This window comes from Streptomyces sp. NPDC051662 (assembly GCF_040681655.1).
GTDB lineage: Bacteria > Actinomycetota > Actinomycetes > Streptomycetales > Streptomycetaceae > Streptomyces.
On the sequence record NZ_JBFAZD010000017.1, the window covers coordinates 50,935 to 70,663 of the forward strand.

A 19,729-nucleotide genomic window follows, 5' to 3' on the forward strand; every position below is an offset into this window, starting at 1 on the left:
TTACCGCCTCCCGGCGGACTTGAGGGCGCGCAGCGCGGTGAGTTCGGCCGCAGACGGCGGCTCGGTGGTGGCCGGGGTGCCCGCGGTCCTCAGTTCCCAGCCGGTGGCGGCCCGTACCTGTTCGACGGAGACACCCGGGTGCACGTCGGTCAGTACCAGTTCCGCGGTGGCCGGATCGGGGCGCAGGATCCCCAGATCGGTGATGACGGCGACGGGCCCGGCACCGGGCATCCCGAGCCGTGCGCGGTCGCCCGGCCCCGACCCATGACCGAGCGTGGTGACGAAGTCCAGCTTCCGTACGAAGCCGCGGAGGGAGTGGCGGAGCACCATGAGAACCCGGCCGCAGTTGGCGGCGATCTCCGGTGCGCCGCCGGCGCCGGGCAGTCGGGCCGCCGGGCGGCCGGCGCCGCGCTCCACGGCCGTGGTGTTGATATTGGCGAAGCGGTCGATCTGGGCGGCGCCGAGGAATCCGACGTCGATACGGCCGCCCTGGAGCCAGTAGTTGAACATCTCGGGGACCGACACCACCGCGTCGGCGGTCTCGGCGAGTTCGCCGTCGCCGATGGAGAGCGGCAGCCGGGTCGGCCTTGAGCCGATGGTGCCGGACTCGTAGAGCAGGACGAGCCCCGGCTCGACGGTGCGGCGGGCGAGGTTGGCGGCGGTGCTCGGCAGTCCGATACCGACGAAACAGGTCCTGGCACCGGCCAGCGCGCGGGCGGCGTTGACCTCCATCAGCTCGTCCCGACTGTAGGTCTCGGTCATCGGACGGGGGCCCCTTCGTCCTCGTTCTCGTTCTCGTTCCGTACCTGTGTGTCGAGCCAGTGGATGAAGGTGTCGCGGTCCCTGGCGATCGGATCCCAGGCCCGGTAGAAGTCGTTGTCGCGCACCGAGTAGCCGGTGGCGTACGAGGGGTGGGCGCCGCCCGGCACCACGCAGACGGCGTCGATCACCCAGTGGGGCAGCACCACGCCGCCGGGGCGCGGCGCCAGCGCGTCGACGGTCTCCTCGACGGTGACGAGCACCCGGTCCGCGGCGAGCGCGGCCTCCTTCTGCACCCCCGCCAGGCCCCAGAGCTGGACATTGCCCTCCCGGTCGGCCTGCTGGGCGTGGATCACGGTGACATCGGGGTTGAGCGCGGCCACCGCCGCCAACTCCTCGCCGGTGAAGGGACAGACGACGGTGGAGACGGTCTCCGTACGGGTCGCGAGGCCGGAGCCGCGGTAGCCGCGCAGCACGGCGAACGGCAGCCCGGAGGCGCCGGCCACATAGCGGTTGGCCATGCCCGCGTGGCTGTGCTCGTCCAGTTCGAGCGGGCGCGGCCAGCCGTTCTCCACGGCGTCACGGAAGCGGTGCAGCGAGCCGACGCCGGGATTCCCGCCCCAGGAGAAGATCAGCTTCCGCACCAGTCCCGCGCCGATGAGCTGGTCGTAGACGACATCGGGGGTCATCCGCGCGAGGGTGAGGTCGGTGATGCCCTGGCGGATGACCTCGTGCGCGGCGGCGAACGGGATCAGATGGGTGAAGCCCTCCATCGCGACGGTGTCCCCGTCGTGGACGAGCTCCGCCACGGCATCGCGCAGGGTGCGTACGTCGGCCATCGTCGCTCCGTGATGAATGCTCAGTGTACTGATTGAATTCTCGATGAGGCCGTACAATTCCACCGAGTTACCCAGGCGTCAATAGGTCAGTGTGCTTACGGAATCAGTGAACTCACGAGGACTTGAAGAGGGGCAGCGCGTGGCCGCGGTCGATCTCAGCACCCACCCCGGGCACCTGGCCCGGCGGCTTCAGCAGACCCACACTCTGCTGTGGAGCGCGATGGTCTCGGAGGAGACCACCTCGCCGCAGTTCGCGGTGCTCAACGCGCTCGTCGACGAACCGGACATCGACCAGCGCACGCTGAGCGAGCGGGTCCGTCTTGACCGCTCCACCATCGCCGATGTGGTGGCGCGGCTGGCCCGGCGCGGACTGCTTGAGCGGGTGCGCGATCCGCGGGACGGCCGCCGCAATGTCCTCAAGCTCACCGCCGAGGGCGTAGGTCTGCACCGGAAGCTGGTGTCCCGTACCGCCGTGATGAACCGGGTCTTCCTCGCGCCGCTCGACGAGTCCGAGCGGGACGCGCTGCTGCGGCTCATCGCCCGGGTCGCGGACGCCGCGGAGGAGCTACGAGTCCCCTGAGGCGCCCGCGAACCCCTCCCTGTTCGGCGTAACCTGGCGCCATCGCAGGCCAGAGGAGCGGTTGAGGATGTGCGGCAGGTACGCGGCGAGCCGTCGGCCCGAGGACCTTCAGGGAGTCTTCGGCATCGAGAAGTGGGAGCCCGAGGAGACCCTCGCCCCCGACTGGAACGTGGCTCCGACCAAAGAGGTCTACGCGGTTCTGGAACGCCCCGTGAAGGAGGCGGCGGACCCCGGTCCGGTCCGTCAGCTGCGGAAACTCAAGTGGGGACTCGTACCGTCCTGGGCCAAGACGCCCGAGGGCGGGGCGCGGATGATCAACGCGCGCGCCGAGACCGTGCACGAGAAGCCCTCTTTCCGGCGGCCCTTCGTCTCACGGCGCTGCATCCTCCCGGCCGACGGCTACTACGAGTGGGTCACCGGATCCGACGAGCGACAGCTGGAGGAGCGGGGCAAGAAGAAGCGACCGCGCAAGCAGCCGTACTTCGTCACCCCGGCCGACGGCTCGGTCATGGCGATGGCCGGACTGTACGAGTTCTGGCGGGACCGCACGCTGCCGGACGATCATCCGTCGGCCTGGTGGGTGACCTGCTCGGTGATCACCACCGAGGCGGAGACGACCCCGCTGGCGGTGGCTCCGGCCGAAGGCCCCGGAACGCTGGCGGAGATCCACCCCCGGATGCCGCTGATGCTGACGCCGGACCGCTGGGACGCCTGGCTGGACCCGGCCCGTACGGACCCCGACGAGCTGCGGGAGCTGCTTGCCCCGCCGCCGGCCGGGCTGATGCGGGCGTATCCGGTCACGACGGCGGTCAGCAATGTCCGTAACAACGGTCCGGAACTGCTGGAGGAGCTGCCGGCACCGGAGGAGAGCACGCTCTTCTGACTTCTGACTTCTGACGTCTGACTTCTGACGCGCTTCTTGCGCGCTTCTGACGTGCTTCTGCCGCGTCGGCCTCCGCGCGGCGGAGTGGCTGTGTGACGGAGGATGGCCCTGTGACAAGCGACACGACAGCCGAGCCGGACCAGCAGATCGTCGAGACCCCTGCCGGGGACGCCCGGATCACCTGGCATCCCGCGAAGCGCCCCCGCCGCGTCCTCGCCCTCGGCCATGGCGCCGGTGGCGGGATCGAGGCGCGCGACCTCCGGGCCCTGGCCGCCGCGCTGCCCCCGCTCGGGGTCACCGTCGCTCTGGTGGAGCAGCCCTGGCGGGTGGCGGGCAAGAGGCTGGCGCCCGCGCCGAAGACCCTCGACACCGGCTGGCGCGCGCTCTGGCCCGCGCTGGAGAAGCCGGGTGTGCCGGTCGTCGCGGGCGGGCGCAGCGCCGGGGCGCGGGTCGCCTGCCGTACGGCGCGCGAGCTGGGCGCGCACGCCGTGCTGGCCCTGAGCTTCCCGCTGCACCCGCCGGGCAGGCCGGAGAAGTCCCGCGCCGCCGAGCTGCTGGGATCGGGCGTGCCCACCCTGGTCGTCCAGGGCGGGAACGACCCCTTCGGGAAGCCCGCCGAGTACGCCGGGCTGCCGGGGGGCGCTCCGGGGGGCGCGTACGAGCTGCTTGAGGTGCCGGGCGCCGACCATGGGTTCGCCGTGCCCAAGCGGGCGCCCCTGTCGCAGGACGAGGCCCTGGACATCATCACCGGGGGCGTCGCCGCCTGGCTCGCCGTGCCGGACGGGACGCGGTGACACCTCCGGGGGGAATGACTGGCGCGAGGTCGCTGTTGTGAGGGACATCGGTAGACAGAGCACGAAAGGGAGTCCGTCGTATGGGTTCGACCATCTGCCCGCGCCGCTCAGACGCCACTGACCTGGAGTGGACGGTGCTTTCCGCGGCCAAGACCGCTTCTGTTCGGTCGGCCGGCGGGGCGGACCGGCAGGCCCCGTCGCATCAAGGTCGACTATTCTCCGATTCGAGTGGGTCCGCATTCGGCCCCGCCACATCGTTGGAGGAGGTGGGTCCGGTCACTGGGACCGACGGAGCGACCGACGACGGCCACATCGAAGAGACCACCGCCGAGCGCAATGCCCGTTTCGAGAGGGATGCTCTGGGCTACCTCGACCAGATGTACTCGGCCGCCCTGCGCATGACACGCAACCCGGCCGATGCCGAGGATCTGGTGCAGGAGACCTATGCCAAGGCGTACGGCTCCTTCCACCAGTTCCGTGAGGGAACGAACCTCAAGGCGTGGATGTACCGCATCCTCACGAACACATTCATCAACTCGTACCGCAAGAAGCAGCGCGAGCCCCAGCGCAGTGCCGCCGAGGAGATCGAGGACTGGCAGCTGGCGCGCGCGGAGTCGCACATGTCGACGGGTCTGCGCTCAGCCGAGTCGCAGGCGCTCGACCATCTTCCGGACTCCGACGTGAAGTCCGCGCTCCAGGCGATTCCCGAAGAGTTCCGGATCGCCGTGTATCTCGCCGACGTAGAGGGCTTTGCGTACAAGGAGATCGCGGACATCATGGGAACCCCCATCGGTACGGTCATGTCACGACTGCACCGGGGCCGCCGTCAGCTGCGGGGCATGCTGGAGGACTACGCCCGTGAGCGCGGGCTCGTCCCGGCGGGTGTCGGAGAGTCGTTGGACGATCGGAAAGGTTCGGACTCATGAGCTGCGGAGAGCCGCATGAGACGGATTGCGCCGAGGTCCTCGATCATCTCTACGAGTTCCTCGACCATGAGATGCCCGACAGCGACTGCACCAAGTTCGAGGTGCACTTCGAGGAGTGCTCCCCGTGCCTGGAGAAGTACGGCCTTGAGCAGGCCGTGAAGAAGCTGGTCAAACGGTGCTGCGGGCAGGACGACGTACCGGCCGATCTACGGGCCAAGGTCATGGGGCGGATCGATCTGATCAGGTCGGGACAGGCCGTGCCCGAGCATGAGGTGTCGGCGGCGGGAGCGGATCTTCCGGGCGTCGCCAAGGAGTAGGGCCCAGGCCCTGTCCGGAAAGACGAGAGGGCGTATCGCGCGGGGCGCGGTACGCCTTCGCGCGTTCCCGCGTACGCGTAGTACCCGCGTTCCCGCGTACGCGTAGTACCCGCGTACGCGTAGTACGTGCGCCCGCGCATGAGTGTCGCCCGCGTACCCACCGTATGTCCGCGTATATCACCGCTGTCACCCGAAGGTGCTAATCGGCGGCAAGCGCCGGATGGTCGCCCTCCAACTCGCTAGCCTGACCCTCTGTTTGGGCCGGGGCCGAGAAGGGGGGAATACGCCGTGAGGGCCATTCCGGTGGCGGCGCGCGTCTACATTCTGGGGATCGCGCTCTGCGCCGCCCTCTGTGTCCGTCCCGCGCTGCGCCCGGACACCTCCTGGGGAGCGGTGGCGCTGCTCGCGGGGCTCTACGCCTGCTGTGAACTGCCCGCACGGTGCCGCTGTCCGGGACGCTCGGTGAGCGGTTCCGCACCGGTTGTGGCCGGATCGTTCTTTCCCGTGCTGCTCGCCGCCGCCCTGCTGCTGCCGCCCGCCGCCGCCGCGCTGGTCGCCGTACCGGGCGCGCTGCTCGGCCGGATCGAGCAGCGTCCCAGCGGGGCGCGACGGATCTGGCGCGCGGCGCAGCTCACCGTCGCCACCTGGGCGGCGGCCCGTGCGCAGCTGCTCTTCGGCGGCCCCGTCGCGCTCGGCGGCGGGGGGTACGGGCTCACGACGCCCGACTTCCCCTATGTGCTGCTGCCCACGGGCGCCGCGGCCGTCGCCTTCTGTCTGGTGCTCTCGGCGCTGGACGGCGGCATCCTGGCCACCGCCGAGCGGCTGCCGCTGCGCGGCGCCTGGCACGGGCTGCTGGCGCGCTCGCTCGCCCCGCTCGGCGCGCACGGGCTCGCCGGGCTGATGATGGCCGTCCTGTGGCGCAGTCCCTTCGGACCGCTCTCCGCGCTCTTCGTCCTGCTGCCGATGTACATCTCCTGCTGGGTTTTCGCCCAGTACCACCGCGAGCGCGCCGCCCACCAGGCCACCATCCGAGCGCTCGTGCAGGCCGTCGACATCAAGGACCGGTACACCCGCGGACACAGTGAGCGGGTGGGGCACGCCTCCGTGATGATCGCCCATGAGCTGGGCATGGAGAGGGAACGGATCGAAGTGCTCCGGTTCGCCGGGATCCTGCACGACGTCGGCAAACTGGGCGTCCCGACCCGGGTACTGCGCAAGGACGGCCCGTTGACGCCCGAGGAGCGCCGGGTGATCGAACTGCACCCCGAGTACGGGCACGAGATGGTGCGCGGCATCGGGTTCCTGGGCGAGGCGCGGTCCGCGATCCTGCACCACCACGAACGGCTCGACGGCACCGGCTATCCGTGCGGACTCGCCGGGCAGCGGATCCCCGAGTTCGCCCGGGTGGTGGCCGTGGCCGACGCCTTCGACGCGATGACCTCGACCCGTTCGTACCGGCGGGGGCGTCCGGTGCCCACCGCGCTGGCGGAGCTGGAGCGGTGCGCGGGGACGCAGTTCGATCCGCGGGTGGTGCGGGCTCTGGTACGGGCGCTCGACCGGCACGGCTGGCAGACGGTGGTGACGGCGGACGAGGCCGCGCCGCCCCCTGTCCCGGCCGTCCTTCCCGTGCCTGCCACGGCCGGGCGCGGAAACGTCCCTCCTGTCCGGACCAGCGGTGTCGGCGGCGCGCCCCAGGCCGGCCGCCCCGCCGGTACGGGCCGCCCCGCCGGGACAGGCCGGAGCGGTGGCAGCGGCAGGAGTGGCGGCAGTGGCCGCAGCGGCGGGAGTGGCGGGAGATGACCTCGGCCGCGGTCGGGGCGTCGGCCGCCGGGCGCCGTCCCGTCTCCCGCACCGTCGTCGCCGTGTACGGCGCGGCGGCGCTGCTGACCGCCGCCGGGCTCGGCTCCACCTTCTGGCACGGCCTCGCCGATCCCCGGATCGCGCTCGCCTTCGGCGTACTCATCGCCGTCGGTGAGCTGGCCCGCTGGGGCGCGCCGCCCGGTGAGCGGGAGCCCGCGCCGGTCGCCGCCGCCGGGGCCCTCGCGTACGCGCTGCTCGGCGAGAACGCCGGACAGCCGGTCGGCCACGGCGTGCTCCAGACCGTCACCGTCGTGCTCATCGCCGCGCTCGTCGGGGCCGTACCGCATGTCGTCCGGGGGCGCGGGCCCGCGCTCGACCACATGGTGAGACGCGTTCTCACCGTCGGCTTCGCCGCGTTCTGCTTCCAGCCGCTCTATGACTCGGCCGAGCTGCGGGAACGGTTCGGCGCGGGCCCCGGCTACGCGCTGCTGCTGCTCCTGCTGCTGGTGCTCACCGCGCTCTGCGACGCCGTACTGGCCGCGCTCGTCCTGCGGGCCCGCACCCGCCACCCTTTCGGGCCCCTGCTCCAGGACGAGCTGCGCGCCCTGCTGCACATCGGCTCCGCCGTCTGTGCCACCGGCGCGGTGATCGCGCTCGGGGTCGCCGTCGCCGGGCTGTGGGCGCTGCCGGTGTTCTGTGTGCCGCTGCTGCTGACCCAGCTGTCCTTCCGGCGGTACGCCGCGGTGCGTACGACATACCGGCAGACGATCGCCTCCCTCGCCCGCGCCACCGAGATCGCCGGATACACCCCCCAGGGCCATGCCCGCAGGGTCGCCGAGCTGAGCCTGGCCGTCGGCCGTGAGCTGGGGCTCTCCGGCCCCGAACTGACCGTGCTGGAATATGCCGCCCTGATGCACGACATCGGCCAGCTGTCCCTCGTCGACCCGGTGCCCGCCGGTGCCACCGCCCTGCTGCCGGTCGCCGAACAGCGGCGGATCGCCCTGCTCGGCGGCGCGGTCGTCCGCCAGACCGGCGTGCCCGCCGCCGTCGCGGTGGTGGTGGAGCGGCAGGCGGACCCGTACCGGGAACAGCCGATGTCCGCCCGGATTGTCCGTGCCGTCAATGCGTACGACGATCTGACAGGGGAATGTGCCACTGCGAGTGGACCGCTCGGTGCGCTGGAGCGGCTCCGGCTCGGGACGGCGTACGACTACCAGCCCGAGGTGGTGGAATCCCTGGCGCGTGTGCTCTCCCGAGGGCGGTCGGGACCTTGGTCCCACGGGGTAACCCATGGGTAATGAGCGGGCGTCCGACCGAGCATGGTTGGATGCGAAGGAGAGCAAGATGTGGTGTCCGGGGGCACTGACCCGAACGACCGGCAGGCGGGAATCGTGAGGATCTTCGGGAAGGTACGGCATCGGCCCTCCGCCTCGTGGCGGCAGGCCACCGACCGCGCGTTCACGCTGATCGGTGACGGCCGGTACGAGGACGCGGGGGCGCTGCTGACGCGCGCGGCCGATCTGGAGCCCTGGCTCTCCGAGTCCTGGTTCAATCTGGCGCTGCTGCACAAGTTCCGGCATGACTGGGAGCAGGCGCGCGCCGCCGGGCTGCGCGCCGTCGCCCTGCTGGACAAGGAGACCGGTGCGCCCGACTGGTGGAACGTCGGGATCGCCGCCACCGCGCTCCAGGACTGGCCGCTGGCCCGCCGTGCCTGGCAGGCCTACGGACTGCGGGTGCCGGGCAATCCGCACACCGTCGAGGCCAATGGCGAGCCCGACGGCATGGAGCTGGGCAGCGCCGCCGTCAGGCTCTCGCCGGAGGGCGAGGCCGAGGTGGTCTGGGGCCGCCGGCTCGACCCGGCCAGAATAGAAGTGCTCTCGATCCCGCTGCCGTCGTCGGGCAGGCGCTGGGGCGAGGTGGTCCTGCACGACGGCGTACCGAACGGTGAGCGTACGACGGCGTCGAGCCCGGACGGCACCACCCGCGCCTACCCGGTCTTCGACGAGATCGAGCTGTGGGCCCCCTCGCCCGTGCCCACCTGGGTGGTGCTGCTGGAGGCGGCGACCGAGGAGGACAGGGACGCCCTGGAGCGGCTGGCCGCCGACGCGGGATTCGCCGCCGAGGACTGGTCGTCGTCCGTACGGCTCCTGTGCCGGGCCTGCTCCGAGTCCCGGATGCCGAGCGCCGAGGGCGACGGCGAGCATCTCGATCCGCACGACCACAGCGAGCCGGGCCATCCGGGGCCGCTGGGCCACCGTACGGCCGGCGATCTGTGGGCCCCCGAGCGCGAGTGCGGGATCGCGGCCCCGGCGGCGCTGGTACGGGGCCTGCTGGACGGCTGGGTCGCGGACAGCCCTGACACCCGTGAGTGGCGCGATCTCGAAGAGGTCTGCTGAAGGTTTCGCCCCCGACTCTCCCGGACACCTGCCGGACACCGTCGGCGGGGGAGATCCGCCGGGTCCGTCTGCCGAGAACGTGCTGAGACTCCCCGAGGGCTGCCCTTAGGCTGTATGGGCACATCGCACGGATCGTGCAGGCAGCATCGGGTACCGAGGAAGGCGTACTGCGGACATGGCGCAGCAGGAGACGGACCAGCGGATCGACAGTGGGACCCCGGTGGCGGAGCCGGGGGACGGGTTCGTCGTGGACACGGAGGACGCCGAGGCGCGCGAGCTGGCGCACCGCGAGCGCGGGACGTCCCGCCCGATCACCGTCGTCGGGAACCCGGTGCTCCACAAGGAGTGCGGGGATGTCACGGAGTTCGGTGACGAGCTGGCCGCGCTGATCGACGACATGTTCGCCAGCCAGCACACCGCCGAGGGCGTGGGCCTGGCCGCCAACCAGATCGGTGTGGACCTGAAGGTCTTCGTCTACGACTGCCCGGACGACGACGGCGTGCGGCATGTCGGCGCCATCTGCAACCCGGTGCTGGAGGAGCTGCCGCCCGCGGAGCGCCATCTCGACGACTCCAACGAGGGCTGCCTCTCCGTACCGACGGCGTACGCCGCGCTCCCGCGCCCCGACTACGCGGTGGTGCGCGGCCAGGACGCTCAGGGCAAGCCCGTCAGGGTGCGGGGCACGGGCTACTTCGCCCGCTGCCTCCAGCACGAGACGGACCATCTCTACGGATACCTGTACATCGACCGTCTCTCGAAGCGCGACCGCAAGGACGCGCTCCGGCAGATGGCGGAGAACACCCCGCGCTACGAGACCGTTCCCAACCCCTCCTGAGGAAGCGGATCCGCGTAGGGCGGCGGGGGCACCACCGCGTGCTGGTACTCCTCCCAGATCAGCGGCGGGAACGCGCTGCCCCGCTCGGAGTCGGGGCCGCCCACGCCCTGCATGGGAAGCAGGTGCGGGACGTCGGGCTTCGTACGGAACATCGTGACCGACGTGCTCAGTTCTCTGGTGGTGCCGATGAACCAGGCTGATTTCATCCGGTCGTTGGGACCGGTCTTGGCGGCCCGGACCGAGTAGTAGACCACTCCGTTCTTCGGCGGTCCGAGGGCGCTCCAGCCCACTTGCTGGAGCGCCCCGCCGACGATCGCGGCCACCTTCGGGTCCATCGCGCGCCGCGGCCTGGGCTGCTCGAAGCCGTCGACCGCGACACCGTCCCGCTCGACCTTGGTCACCGAGTACGGCTCGGTCGCCCGGCCCTCGTTGATGAATGTCGTATAGGCGCTGGCCAGCCGGACGGCGCTGGGGGTCGAGGTGCCGATCGAGAACGTCGGTTCCAGCTTCGCCATGCTCTCCTCGCGCAGCCCGGAGGCGATCGCCAGCTTCTTGACCGTTTTCAGCCCGATCTTCTTGCCCGTCCGCACGAACGGGGTGTTGTCCGAGTCCACCAGGGACTGGTCGAGGTTCATGGTCATCATCGGTTCCTCCGTCGGTACGAGCCCCGCCTTCCCGCTTCGGGCGGCCCGGGCGGCCTCCTGCTGCCGGGCGCTGCCCTGCTCCAGGGCGGCGGCGTACACGAAGGGCTTGAACGCCGAGCCCGCGGGCACGCCCGAGGTGTCCGCGTTGTTGCTGAAGTGCTCGATGGCGTCGGAGCCGCCGTACACCGCGACGATCGCCCCGTCCTCGGGCCGTACGGAGGCCGCGCCGACCTGCACATGCCGGTCGGCCGCGCGCTTCTTCGGATCGAGGCGTTCCGCGCGTACCTTCTCGACGGCCTTCGTCAGCGCGCGCACCTTGTCCTTCTCGAAGGTGGTGTGGACGCGGTAGCCGCCACCGGCGAGATCCTTGTCCGTGAGCCCGCTGCGGCTCTTGAGGTACTTGTTGGCGATGTCGATGAGATAGCCGATCTGCCCCGCCTGGCTGGTCGGTTTGACGGGCGGCTTCGGCTCGGGGAACTTCTTGTACTTCGCGCGTTCCCCGGCGCTCATCGAGCCGGTCTCGACCTGACGGTCCAGGATCCAGCTCCAGCGCTCCACGGCCCGCTTGTGGTTGGCGGGGCTGAGCGCCGGGTCGAAGCTGTCGGCGCCCTTGAGGAGCGAGGCGAGAACCGCGCCCTGACTGGGGTTCAGATCCTTGGCGGGCACGCCGTAATACGCGTACGAGGCGGCCTGGACGCCGTACGAGTCGCGGCCGAACCACGAGGTGTTCAGATAGCCCTGAAGGATCTTCGACTTGGGCTGCTGATTGCTCACCTTCAGCGAGAGGAAGAGCTCCTTGACCTTGCGGCTGACGGTCTGGTCCTGACTCAGATAGGTGTTCTTCACATACTGCTGGGTGATCGTGGAACCGCCCTGGGTCTCCTTGCCCTTGACGATATTCATGGCGGCGCGGGCGATGCCTGTCACCGAGACGCCCGAGTCGCTGTAGAAGTCCGCGTTCTCCGCCGCGATGACGGCGCCGCGGAGGGACGTGGGCACCTGCGCGAGGGTGATGTCCTGCCGGTTCATATCGCCCACGCTCACCATCCGGCTGCCGTCCGCCCAGTAGTAGACGGTGGCCTGCCGGCGCGCGGAGTCGTGCTCGTCCGGGATCTCGACGTTCATGTAGATGGCCACGAAGAGCCCCGTGAGCGTGCCGACGGAGAGCAGGGACAGGCCGGAGACAAGTTTCCAGGAGGGGACCCAGCGCCGAAAGCCGCGCCGGTCGCGCCGGGGGAAGTCGATCCAACGGCGGCGCCGTTTGTGATGGTTGACCGGTGCGTCGCCGCTGTCGGACCGGGTCTCCGGGTGATTCGCGCGACGTATACGGGGCAGCCTCATAGAGGGTGGGACCTCCTCGATCACGAGCCGCCTTCAGGGGGGTTGGCGAGCTCGAAAGGTAGACCTTCTGGGCAGTGATCCCGGTTGGTTCGCCTGCGGAATCTCCACATCCGGACGAATGCTCTTCCACTTCCGTTCCGCCGTGCCGGGGACCGGTTGACGCGCGTCGACCGGTACGCCAATCTCTGCGTACAACTCCGCCCCGGCACAGGGAGATCCGATGCTCAGACGCACCGCCCGACTGTTGCTCAGTCTTGTCATGACCATGTCCTTCGCATGGGCGGGGGCGCTCGCCACGGCCGGTACGGCACACGCCGACGGCTGCTACACGTGGTCCCGCACCCTCTCCCAGGGCGCCTCGGGCGCCGATGTCACCCAGCTCCAGATCCGGGTGGCCGGCTATCCGGGCACCGGCGCCGTGCTCGCCGTCGACGGCTCGTACGGCCCGGCGACCACCGCCGCGGTGAAGCGCTTCCAGTCCGCGTACGGGCTGGCGGCCGACGGGGTCGCGGGCCCCGCGACCTTCACCAAGCTCTACGCGCTCCAGGACGACGACTGCACCCCGATCCACTTCACCTACGCCGAGCTGAACAACTGCAACAGCACATGGGCGGGCGGCGCGGTGGACGCGGCCACCGCCAAGTCCAACGCCCTGCGCACGATGTGGAAGCTGGAGGCGATGCGCCACGCGCTGGGCGACCAGCCGCTCCGGGTCACCAGCGGCTTCCGCTCACAGGCGTGCAACAACGCGGTCGGCGGGGCGGCGAGCAGCCGCCATCTCTACGGGGACGCCGCCGACATCGGCGCCGGGCCGCACTCGCTCTGCACGCTGGCGCAGACGGCCCGTAACCACGGCTTCAACGGGATCCTCGGCCCCGGCTACCCGGGCCACGACGACCACGCGCATGTCGACCACCGGCCGAGCCGCTACTGGTCGGCGCCGAGCTGCGGGATCTGACGGAGTGTCACATCCCGTGACCGCGCGCCGCGTTCCGGGGCCTCACGCCGCGTGCGAGGGGCCCCGGAACGTACGGCGGTACGCGTTCGGGGTCGTCCCGAGCGTCCGCAGGAAGTGATGGCGCAGCCCGGCCGCGTTCCCGAACCCGGCCCGGCCGGCGACGCTGTCCACCGTCTCGTCCGTCGCCTCCAGCAACTCCTGCGCCAGCAGCACCCGCTGACGCAGCAGCCAGCGGTACGGGGTGGTCCCCGTCTCCTGCTGGAAGCGGCGGGCGAACGTGCGCGGTGACATATGGGCACGCTCGGCCAGCTGCTCGACGGTGATCTCACGGTCCAGATGCCGTTCCATCCAGCCGAGGACGTCGCCGACCGTGTCACAGCGGCTGCGGGGCAGCGGGCGCTCGATGAACTGGGCCTGGCCGCCGTCGCGGTGCGGCGGTACGACCATCCGGCGCGCGATCGCGTTGGCGACCTCGGGGCCGTGCTCCGTCCGTACGAGATGGATGCAGGCGTCGATCCCGGCGGCGGTACCGGCCGAGGTGATCACCGGCCCCTCGTCCACGTACAGCACATCCGGCTCGACGACGGCCCGCGGATAGGTGCGGGCCAGCTCAGCCGCGTTCCGCCAGTGCGCGGCGCACCGGCGCCCGTCCAGCAGCCCGGCGGCACCGAGCACGAAGACCCCGGAACACACGCTCAGCACCCGCGAGCCCCGTTCCACGGCCCGGCGCAGGGCGGCGAGCAGCTCGGGCGGGTAGTCGCGGCCGATGTACGACTCGCCGGCCGGTACGGCGATCAGATCGGCCTCGTCGAGCCGGTCCATGCCGTGCAGGGAGCCGATCGTGAACCCCGCGTGGGTCCGCAGTACGGGCCCCTCGGCCGACACCACCGCGAAATCGTGCACGGGAAGACCCTCGTCGCTCCGGTCGAGGCCGAATACCTCACAGAGGACGCCGAGTTCAAAGGGATGTACTCCGTCCAGCAGGACGGCGGCCACATTGTTCAGCATGGTTCAAGTGTGGCAGTAATTCGATGGTTGATGACAGTCCTGCCACTGCTTTCCGTGCCGGGAACCGGCGACAGTGGGGGCATGGACACTTTCCTGACAGTTCTCGCCCTTATCGGCCTGTTTGTACTGCTGGGTCTGCCGCCGATGATCTGGCATCTCAAGGACCGGGCGATCGACCGCCAGCTACGCCGCGCGGAACGCGGGGAGCCTCCGGAGCGCCCTGGGCGCCCTGTGCGCCCTGAGGCCGCTCCGCGCCCCGCCGCCGCGCCACGGTCTTTCGTACGAGCTGATGCCCGAGCCCCGCGACCAGCGCACCGACCGCGTACCACAGCAGGTCAGGGGCGTTGAAGGTGGAGCCGAGCACGAGCCGCGCGAGCACACTGCGCGCGGCCAGCTCGGCGGGCACGGAGGTGAGCTGGAGCAGCTCCACGGCCCAGCTGAACCCGAGCGCGACACCCCCGGCGACGAGGGGCCGCACCCGGGGGGCGACGAGCACCACCAAGGTGTACACGAGTACGGTATAGAGCGCGTCCCCGCCGTACTTGGCGACCGCGCCGGTCCCCGCGCCAACGCCCCTGATCCCGAGCCCGGCCCCCACGGTCAGCAGCGCCGCACCACCCGCAACCAGGCGCGTACGCACGAGAGTTCCCATGGGGCGAAACCTTATGCGGTCGTCAACGGGCTTCCGGGGTGTGGGCGCCGTAGCGGAGTCCGTCGATGAGCAGTGCGACCATCCGTCGCGTGTGGCCGTGGTCGTCCGGGGCGGGAAGGGTCAGATTGGCTGTGGCGCGCAGCAGGTCCTCGGGGTCGGCATCGGAGCGGATCTCGCCCGCTTTCGCCGCGGTGCCGAGGAGCGCGCCGAGGACGGGCACGAAGCGCTGCTGGAAGTAGGCGGGCAAGGTGTCGTACGCCGGGTCCCCCGAGTGCAGGGCGGCGCTGAGCCCGCGTTTCGTGCCGATGAAGACCGCGAAGCGCTGCAACCACCCGGCGAGCGCTTCGACCGGTGCGTGCCGCGCCGCGAGGGCCGACGCGGCGTCGGCGCAGGCGTCGACTTCGTGGCGGAAGACCGCGGCGATGAGGTCCGAGCGTTGCGGGAAGTGGCGGTAGAGGGTGCCGGCTCCCACCCCCGCCTTCGCGGTGATCTGACGTACGGGCGCGTCCACCCCCGAGGTCATGAAGACTTCCGCGGCGGCCGTGAGCAGGGCGTCGGTGCTGCGCCGCGCGTCGGCGCGTATGCGTTTGGGGGGCTGTCCTTCCACCGCGCCGGCATCGGCTTCCCGAGTCGTGTCCTCGCCCACGATGCTTCCCCTTGCTAAACGGAACACTGTTCCGTATTGTCTAAGTCGAACGCTGTTCCGCTTGCTCAGCGTAGCGCCCCGAACGGGGCGTCGGCCAACGCGCAAGGAGATCCATGAAGTACCGCACACTGGGCCGAACCGGTATCAAGGTCAGCCCGTACTGTCTGGGCGCGATGATGTTCGGCGCCATAGGCAACCCCGACCACGACGACTCCGTCCGGATCATCCACAAGGCGCTGGACGCCGGCATCAACTTCATCGACACCGCCGACGCCTACTCACGCGGTGAGTCCGAGGAGATCGTCGGAAAAGCCCTCAAGGGTCGCCGGGACAATGTCGTACTGGCCACCAAGGCTCACCTCCCGATGGGCGACGACCCCAACCAGCAGGGCAACTCCCGGCGCTGGGTGATCCGCGCGCTGGAGGACTCCCTGCGCCGCCTGGGGACCGACCACGTCGATCTGTTCCAGATCCACAGGCCCGCGCCGGACACCGATGTGGAGGAGACCCTCTCGGCGCTCACCGACCTCGTACGCGCCGGGAAGGTCCGGACCATCGGCGCCTCCACGTTCCCCGCCTCCGACATCGTCGAGGCGCAGTGGGTCTCCGAGCGCCGGGGCCTGGAGCGGTTCCGTACCGAGCAGCCGCCGTACTCGATCCTCAACCGCGGCGTCGAGCGCGAGGTACTGCCCGTCTGCGAGCGTTACGGCATGGGCACCCTGGTCTGGAGCCCCCTCGCGGGCGGTCTGCTCACCGGCCGCTACCGCAAGGGCCTGCAGCCCGACACCCACCGCGCCGCCTTCGGCTTCAAGCACATGAGCGACGAGCGCCGGCTCGACGCGGTCGAAGAGCTCATCCCCGTCGCCGAGGAGGCCGGGATGTCCCTGACGCATCTGGCGACGGCTTTCGTCATCGCCCACCCCGGCGTCACCTCCGCGATCATCGGCCCGCGCACCATGGACCACCTCGACGACCTCCTCGCGGGCGCGGAGATCACGCTGAACGACGAGATCCTCGACCGGATCGACGCCATCGCGCCTCCCGGCGCCGATATCGGGGCACTCGACATGGCCTACAAGTCACCCGCCGTCGAACAGGCCCGCCTGCGCCGCCGCCTCCCCGACGAGCGCTCCGCCGCGTGATCTGACGTCGGATCGACGGACGGGGCGCGGCGCGGACCGGCGGACGCGGACGCCGGACCGCCGATCGGTGGGGACCGGCCGGGTCACTCTGCCGTGGAGGTACCCACGGAGCTGTTCGAGCATCTGGTCAAGGACGGTGCGTCCACTGGAAAGATCAACAAGTTCACAGACCCGATCATGCTCGTGACCGAGCAGGGAACGTGCATCGTCCAGGGTTCGCAGATGTGTGACGCGGAGGCTCTGAGCCAGCTGCGGATGCCCGACTACGAGACCTGCGTCGAGGTTCCCAAGGCCTCGATCCTGGCCCTGTTGGAGGAGAACGGTGGATCTGATCAGCAGCGCCCAGCGTGATGAACTCTTCAACAGCGTCACGCACGACGCCTTTCATCTGGAGCTGAGGGACGACTACGGTTCGCCCATCGAGGACACGCCCTACGCCCGCTGGCAGAGGGGAGAACCGGACGACTTCGCGTGGCTCGGCCCGTGGATGGCGCTCATGAAGCGCGTCATCGGGGACGGTAAGACGGTCCGGAGGGTGCGAGTCGTGTCCGAACCGCACTCCCAGTACGTCGGTTGGGAGCACTCCCTCACCCGACTGAACCTGGAGGCCGGAGAGGACATTCGCTGGTTGCCTCGGCACCGGCTCCCCGAAGGCGCGTCCCTCCCCGTGGCGGGGAACGACTGGTGGCTCTTCGACGACCGTCTCCTGGCCGTGGGCCACTTCGACGGCGAGGGCCGGGTACTCGGCTCCGAACTGATCGAGGACCCGGAGACCGTGGCGGAGTGTGTCCGGGTGAGGGATCAACTGTGGGCCGTCGCTATCCCGCACGATGAGTACAGGCCATGATTCATCAGTGAACAACGAAGCACAAGGGCTCCGTGAGTCGTTGGGTGCCCGGTTGCGAGGACTGACCGACCAGGAGGGGCAGCGGCTGCAGCAGATCGTGCGCCGGGGCAGCACCAACTCAGTGCGCTATCGGCGCGCGATGATGCTGCTGGCCTCGGCCGGCGGGAATCGGGTGCCGGTGATCGCCCAGCTGGTGGCGGCCGACGAGGACACCGTGCGCGATGTGATCCACCGGTTCAACGAGATCGGCCTGGCCTGCCTGGACCCTCGGTGGGCGGGAGGCCGTCCCCGCCTGCTCAGCGATGACGACGAGGACTTCGTCGTCCAGACGGCCACCACCCGCCCCACCAGGCTCGGCCAGCCATTCACTCGCTGGTCGCTACGCAAACTCGTCGCCTACCTGCGCACAGTCCACGGCCGAGTGATCCGTATCGGCCGTGGAGCGTTACGCGGCCTGCTCGCCCGCCGTGGAGTCACCTTCCAGCGCACCAAGACCTGGAAGGAATCCACCGACCCCGACCGCGAGGCGAAGCTGGACCGGATCGAGCACGTCCTGGACCGTTTCCCCGACCGGGTCTTCGCGTTCGACGAGTTCGGCCCACTCGGGATCCGGCCCACCGCAGGCTCGGGCTGGGCCGAACGGAAACACTCCGACCGGGTGCCGGCCACCTACCACCGCACCCATGGAGTCCGGTACTTCCACGGCTGCTACTCGGTCGGCGACGACATGTTGTGGGGCGTCAACCGCCGCAAGAAAGGTGCCGCGAACACGCTGGCCGCGCTCAAGTCGATCCGCGCCGCCCGGCCCGACGGCGCCCCCATCTACGTGATCCTGGACAACCTGTCCGCCACAAAGGCACCGACATCCGCCGCTGGGCTACAAAGCACAAGGCCGAGCTGTGCTTCACCCCGACCTACGCCTCTTGGGCCAACCCCATCGAGGCCCACTTCGGACCGCTGAGGCAGTTCACCATCGCCAACTCCAACCACCCCAACCACACCGTGCAGACACGAGCCCTGCACGCCTGTCTACGCTGGCGCAACGCCAACGCCTGCCACCGCGACGTCCTGGCCGCCGAACGCAAGGAACGCGCCCGCATCCGAAGCGAGAAGGGCATCCGTTGGGGCGGACGCCCCCTCAGCACCGCAGCCTGACCAACCGCGAACTTACACAGCCACAGCGCATCATCGGTCCGCTCGTGGCCAAGCGCGGACGACCGAAGCGTTGTGAAGATGATCTCGGCTGGGCAGACCCGGAGCCCCGAACGGGGCCGGTTCAGGAGAAGGACGGCGCCAGCGGAGAATGACTCAGGAGGCGGACGGCTCGATCTCCCCCGCGAAGACGATGACCTGGTCGATGAGGCTCCGCCGCAGATGGACGACGTCCGTTCCCGCCAGGCGGGGGCCTCCATCCGGCGTCGTGAAGACCCACTGGTACCGGGCCCACTCGTCCGGCATGTCCACCGCCGAACAGCGCACCATCGTGCCGGTCCCCGCGGGGTGGCGCCGGATGTCCAGCACGAACCGCTCGACCGCCTCGATCCCCTCACTGCGGCCCAACGGTCCCCAGAAGACCACGTCCGAGGTTAGGGCCTGGGGGAGCAGCGCAGTCACATAGCTGTCGTCCGAGGCGTTGAACGCGGAGATGAACGTGTCGATCGCGGACCGCGCGGTCTCTTTCTGCATACACCAGTAATACCAGTCGCCTTGCGGACCGCGCTCGTCCCGTGAGCCGTCTCCCGACCACGGTGAACCATCCCGGTCACAGCACTAGCCAGCGCCTGCCGCCTCGATCTGTACCGAGTCAGATCTTGTACTCGTCGTGCGGGACGGCCCTTTCCCACACCGCTTCGAAGGCCGAAGCGCACAAGCCGGCCACGGCCGGATCGTCGGACATCTCGGGTTCGGCGGCCTCGCCGATGCCGGAGAAGTGGTTGAAGCGCACGAGCCTGCCGTCGATGAGCCAGAAGTCGTTGGCGGGCAAGGCGATACCCAAAGCCTGACGGCGGGGCAGCCAGCGGACCTGTTCCCCGGCCTCGATGTTCAGAGGCGTGGTGAAATGCTCGAACCGGATGTAATCCGCTACCGGCTCGGACACGATGCGCGCTCTGCGGAACACGACCCCACGGGCCGCGGTCGTGGAAACCAGTGCCAGCCATCCGGCGAGCGAACGCCGTCCGTCCTCCACCGTCCACTGCCCGCCGGACCAGCGGGCCACGTCCTCGCGCTCCTCGGCGACGGCGTAGGCGTCCCGCATCTCAAGGTGGACGGCGGTGTGCTCTGCGGAGCTGAGGAGTTCCTCGAAGCTGGGAACCTTCGGCCTCATCGCCTGCCCCTCTCAGGATCGACCCCGTGCGCGCTG

General features: G+C 70.1%; 21 protein-coding genes and 1 pseudogene. 14 read left to right on the forward strand and 8 right to left on the reverse strand.

Annotated elements, in window-relative coordinates; genetic code table 11:
* Complete coding sequence (locus AB0M67_RS26505; protein ID WP_365749327.1) at positions 1 to 762, reverse strand: CoA-transferase; 762 nt, start codon at positions 760 to 762, stop codon at positions 1 to 3.
* Positions 759 to 1,598: a CoA transferase subunit A gene (locus tag AB0M67_RS26510; protein ID WP_365749329.1), complete on the reverse strand. Its 840-nt coding sequence runs from the start codon at positions 1,596 to 1,598 to the stop codon at positions 759 to 761. Before AB0M67_RS26510 ends, AB0M67_RS26505 begins: the two co-directional genes overlap by 4 nt.
* Positions 1,599 to 1,737: 139 nt before the next feature.
* Here AB0M67_RS26510 and AB0M67_RS26515 point away from each other — a divergent pair, with 139 nt between their 5' ends.
* The 9 genes from AB0M67_RS26515 to def all read left to right on the forward strand — a co-directional run bounded on the left by AB0M67_RS26515 (position 1,738) and on the right by def (position 10,129).
* Entirely contained in the window at positions 1,738 to 2,178 is a 441-nt protein-coding gene (locus AB0M67_RS26515; protein ID WP_365749331.1) for a MarR family transcriptional regulator, read from the forward strand.
* Positions 2,179 to 2,245: 67 nt separating this feature from the next.
* The gene (locus tag AB0M67_RS26520; RefSeq protein WP_365749333.1) at positions 2,246 to 3,061 is read left to right on the forward strand and encodes an SOS response-associated peptidase; all 816 of its coding nucleotides are present in this window, start codon (positions 2,246 to 2,248) and stop codon (positions 3,059 to 3,061) included.
* A 110-nt stretch (positions 3,062 to 3,171) separates the two neighbouring features.
* On the forward strand, positions 3,172 to 3,855 hold the full coding sequence (locus AB0M67_RS26525) for an alpha/beta family hydrolase (protein ID WP_365749335.1): 684 nt from the start codon (positions 3,172 to 3,174) through the stop codon (positions 3,853 to 3,855).
* Between the two features lie 266 nt (positions 3,856 to 4,121).
* Entirely contained in the window at positions 4,122 to 4,781 is a 660-nt protein-coding gene (locus AB0M67_RS26530) for a sigma-70 family RNA polymerase sigma factor (RefSeq protein WP_249953940.1), read from the forward strand.
* Entirely contained in the window at positions 4,778 to 5,098 is a 321-nt protein-coding gene (gene rsrA, locus AB0M67_RS26535; protein WP_249953939.1) for a mycothiol system anti-sigma-R factor, read from the forward strand. The genes AB0M67_RS26530 and rsrA overlap by 4 nt, the downstream gene beginning before the upstream one ends.
* Before the next feature lie 288 nt (positions 5,099 to 5,386).
* On the forward strand, positions 5,387 to 6,898 hold the full coding sequence (locus AB0M67_RS26540; protein ID WP_365749338.1) for an HD-GYP domain-containing protein: 1,512 nt from the start codon (positions 5,387 to 5,389) through the stop codon (positions 6,896 to 6,898).
* Positions 6,895 to 8,196, forward strand: a complete 1,302-nt coding sequence (locus AB0M67_RS26545; protein ID WP_365749340.1) for a metal-dependent phosphohydrolase — start codon at positions 6,895 to 6,897, stop codon at positions 8,194 to 8,196. Before AB0M67_RS26540 ends, AB0M67_RS26545 begins: the two co-directional genes overlap by 4 nt.
* Before the next feature lie 93 nt (positions 8,197 to 8,289).
* Positions 8,290 to 9,294, forward strand: a complete 1,005-nt coding sequence (locus AB0M67_RS26550) for a hypothetical protein (protein ID WP_030352828.1) — start codon at positions 8,290 to 8,292, stop codon at positions 9,292 to 9,294.
* A gap of 175 nt (positions 9,295 to 9,469) precedes the next feature.
* Positions 9,470 to 10,129: a peptide deformylase gene (gene def / locus AB0M67_RS26555; RefSeq protein ID WP_365749342.1), complete on the forward strand. Its 660-nt coding sequence runs from the start codon at positions 9,470 to 9,472 to the stop codon at positions 10,127 to 10,129.
* Here def and AB0M67_RS26560 read toward each other — a convergent pair.
* The gene (locus AB0M67_RS26560) at positions 10,102 to 12,114 is read right to left on the reverse strand and encodes a transglycosylase domain-containing protein (protein WP_365749344.1); all 2,013 of its coding nucleotides are present in this window, start codon (positions 12,112 to 12,114) and stop codon (positions 10,102 to 10,104) included. The genes def and AB0M67_RS26560 overlap by 28 nt on opposite strands.
* Before the next feature lie 220 nt (positions 12,115 to 12,334).
* Here AB0M67_RS26560 and AB0M67_RS26565 point away from each other — a divergent pair, with 220 nt between their 5' ends.
* The gene (locus tag AB0M67_RS26565) at positions 12,335 to 13,072 is read left to right on the forward strand and encodes a D-Ala-D-Ala carboxypeptidase family metallohydrolase (RefSeq protein ID WP_365749346.1); all 738 of its coding nucleotides are present in this window, start codon (positions 12,335 to 12,337) and stop codon (positions 13,070 to 13,072) included.
* A 42-nt stretch (positions 13,073 to 13,114) separates the two neighbouring features.
* Here the strand turns inward: AB0M67_RS26565 and AB0M67_RS26570 are convergent, their stop codons facing one another.
* The 3 genes from AB0M67_RS26570 to AB0M67_RS26580 all read right to left on the reverse strand — a co-directional run bounded on the left by AB0M67_RS26570 (position 13,115) and on the right by AB0M67_RS26580 (position 15,378).
* Positions 13,115 to 14,080 carry a helix-turn-helix domain-containing protein gene (locus tag AB0M67_RS26570; RefSeq protein ID WP_365749348.1) on the reverse strand — a complete coding sequence of 322 codons (966 nt, stop codon included), beginning with the start codon at positions 14,078 to 14,080 and terminating at the stop codon, positions 13,115 to 13,117.
* A gap of 157 nt (positions 14,081 to 14,237) precedes the next feature.
* On the reverse strand, positions 14,238 to 14,732 hold the full coding sequence (locus AB0M67_RS26575) for a DUF2809 domain-containing protein (RefSeq protein ID WP_365749350.1): 495 nt from the start codon (positions 14,730 to 14,732) through the stop codon (positions 14,238 to 14,240).
* Positions 14,733 to 14,754: 22 nt separating this feature from the next.
* Entirely contained in the window at positions 14,755 to 15,378 is a 624-nt protein-coding gene (locus tag AB0M67_RS26580; RefSeq protein ID WP_365749352.1) for a TetR/AcrR family transcriptional regulator, read from the reverse strand.
* 113 nt (positions 15,379 to 15,491) lie between these two features.
* On the opposite strand from AB0M67_RS26580, the gene AB0M67_RS26585 reads away from it, so the two are divergent.
* The 4 genes and pseudogenes from AB0M67_RS26585 to AB0M67_RS26600 all read left to right on the forward strand — a co-directional run bounded on the left by AB0M67_RS26585 (position 15,492) and on the right by AB0M67_RS26600 (position 18,522).
* Positions 15,492 to 16,520, forward strand: a complete 1,029-nt coding sequence (locus AB0M67_RS26585) for an aldo/keto reductase (protein WP_365749354.1) — start codon at positions 15,492 to 15,494, stop codon at positions 16,518 to 16,520.
* 93 nt (positions 16,521 to 16,613) lie between these two features.
* Positions 16,614 to 16,871, forward strand: coding sequence for a hypothetical protein (locus AB0M67_RS26590; RefSeq protein ID WP_365749356.1), 258 nt, complete (start codon positions 16,614 to 16,616; stop codon positions 16,869 to 16,871).
* The gene (locus AB0M67_RS26595) at positions 16,843 to 17,367 is read left to right on the forward strand and encodes a DUF6879 family protein (RefSeq protein ID WP_365749358.1); all 525 of its coding nucleotides are present in this window, start codon (positions 16,843 to 16,845) and stop codon (positions 17,365 to 17,367) included. The genes AB0M67_RS26590 and AB0M67_RS26595 overlap by 29 nt, the downstream gene beginning before the upstream one ends.
* A gap of 139 nt (positions 17,368 to 17,506) precedes the next feature.
* A pseudogene (locus AB0M67_RS26600) lies at positions 17,507 to 18,522 on the forward strand (IS630 family transposase).
* A 153-nt stretch (positions 18,523 to 18,675) separates the two neighbouring features.
* Here the strand turns inward: AB0M67_RS26600 and AB0M67_RS26605 are convergent.
* Positions 18,676 to 19,053 (reverse strand): nuclear transport factor 2 family protein, encoded by a 378-nt coding sequence (locus AB0M67_RS26605; protein WP_365749360.1) that lies wholly within the window; start codon positions 19,051 to 19,053, stop codon positions 18,676 to 18,678.
* Between the two features lie 118 nt (positions 19,054 to 19,171).
* Complete coding sequence (locus AB0M67_RS26610) at positions 19,172 to 19,693, reverse strand: DUF6879 family protein (protein WP_365749362.1); 522 nt, start codon at positions 19,691 to 19,693, stop codon at positions 19,172 to 19,174.
* Between the last annotated feature and the right edge of the window lie 36 nt (positions 19,694 to 19,729).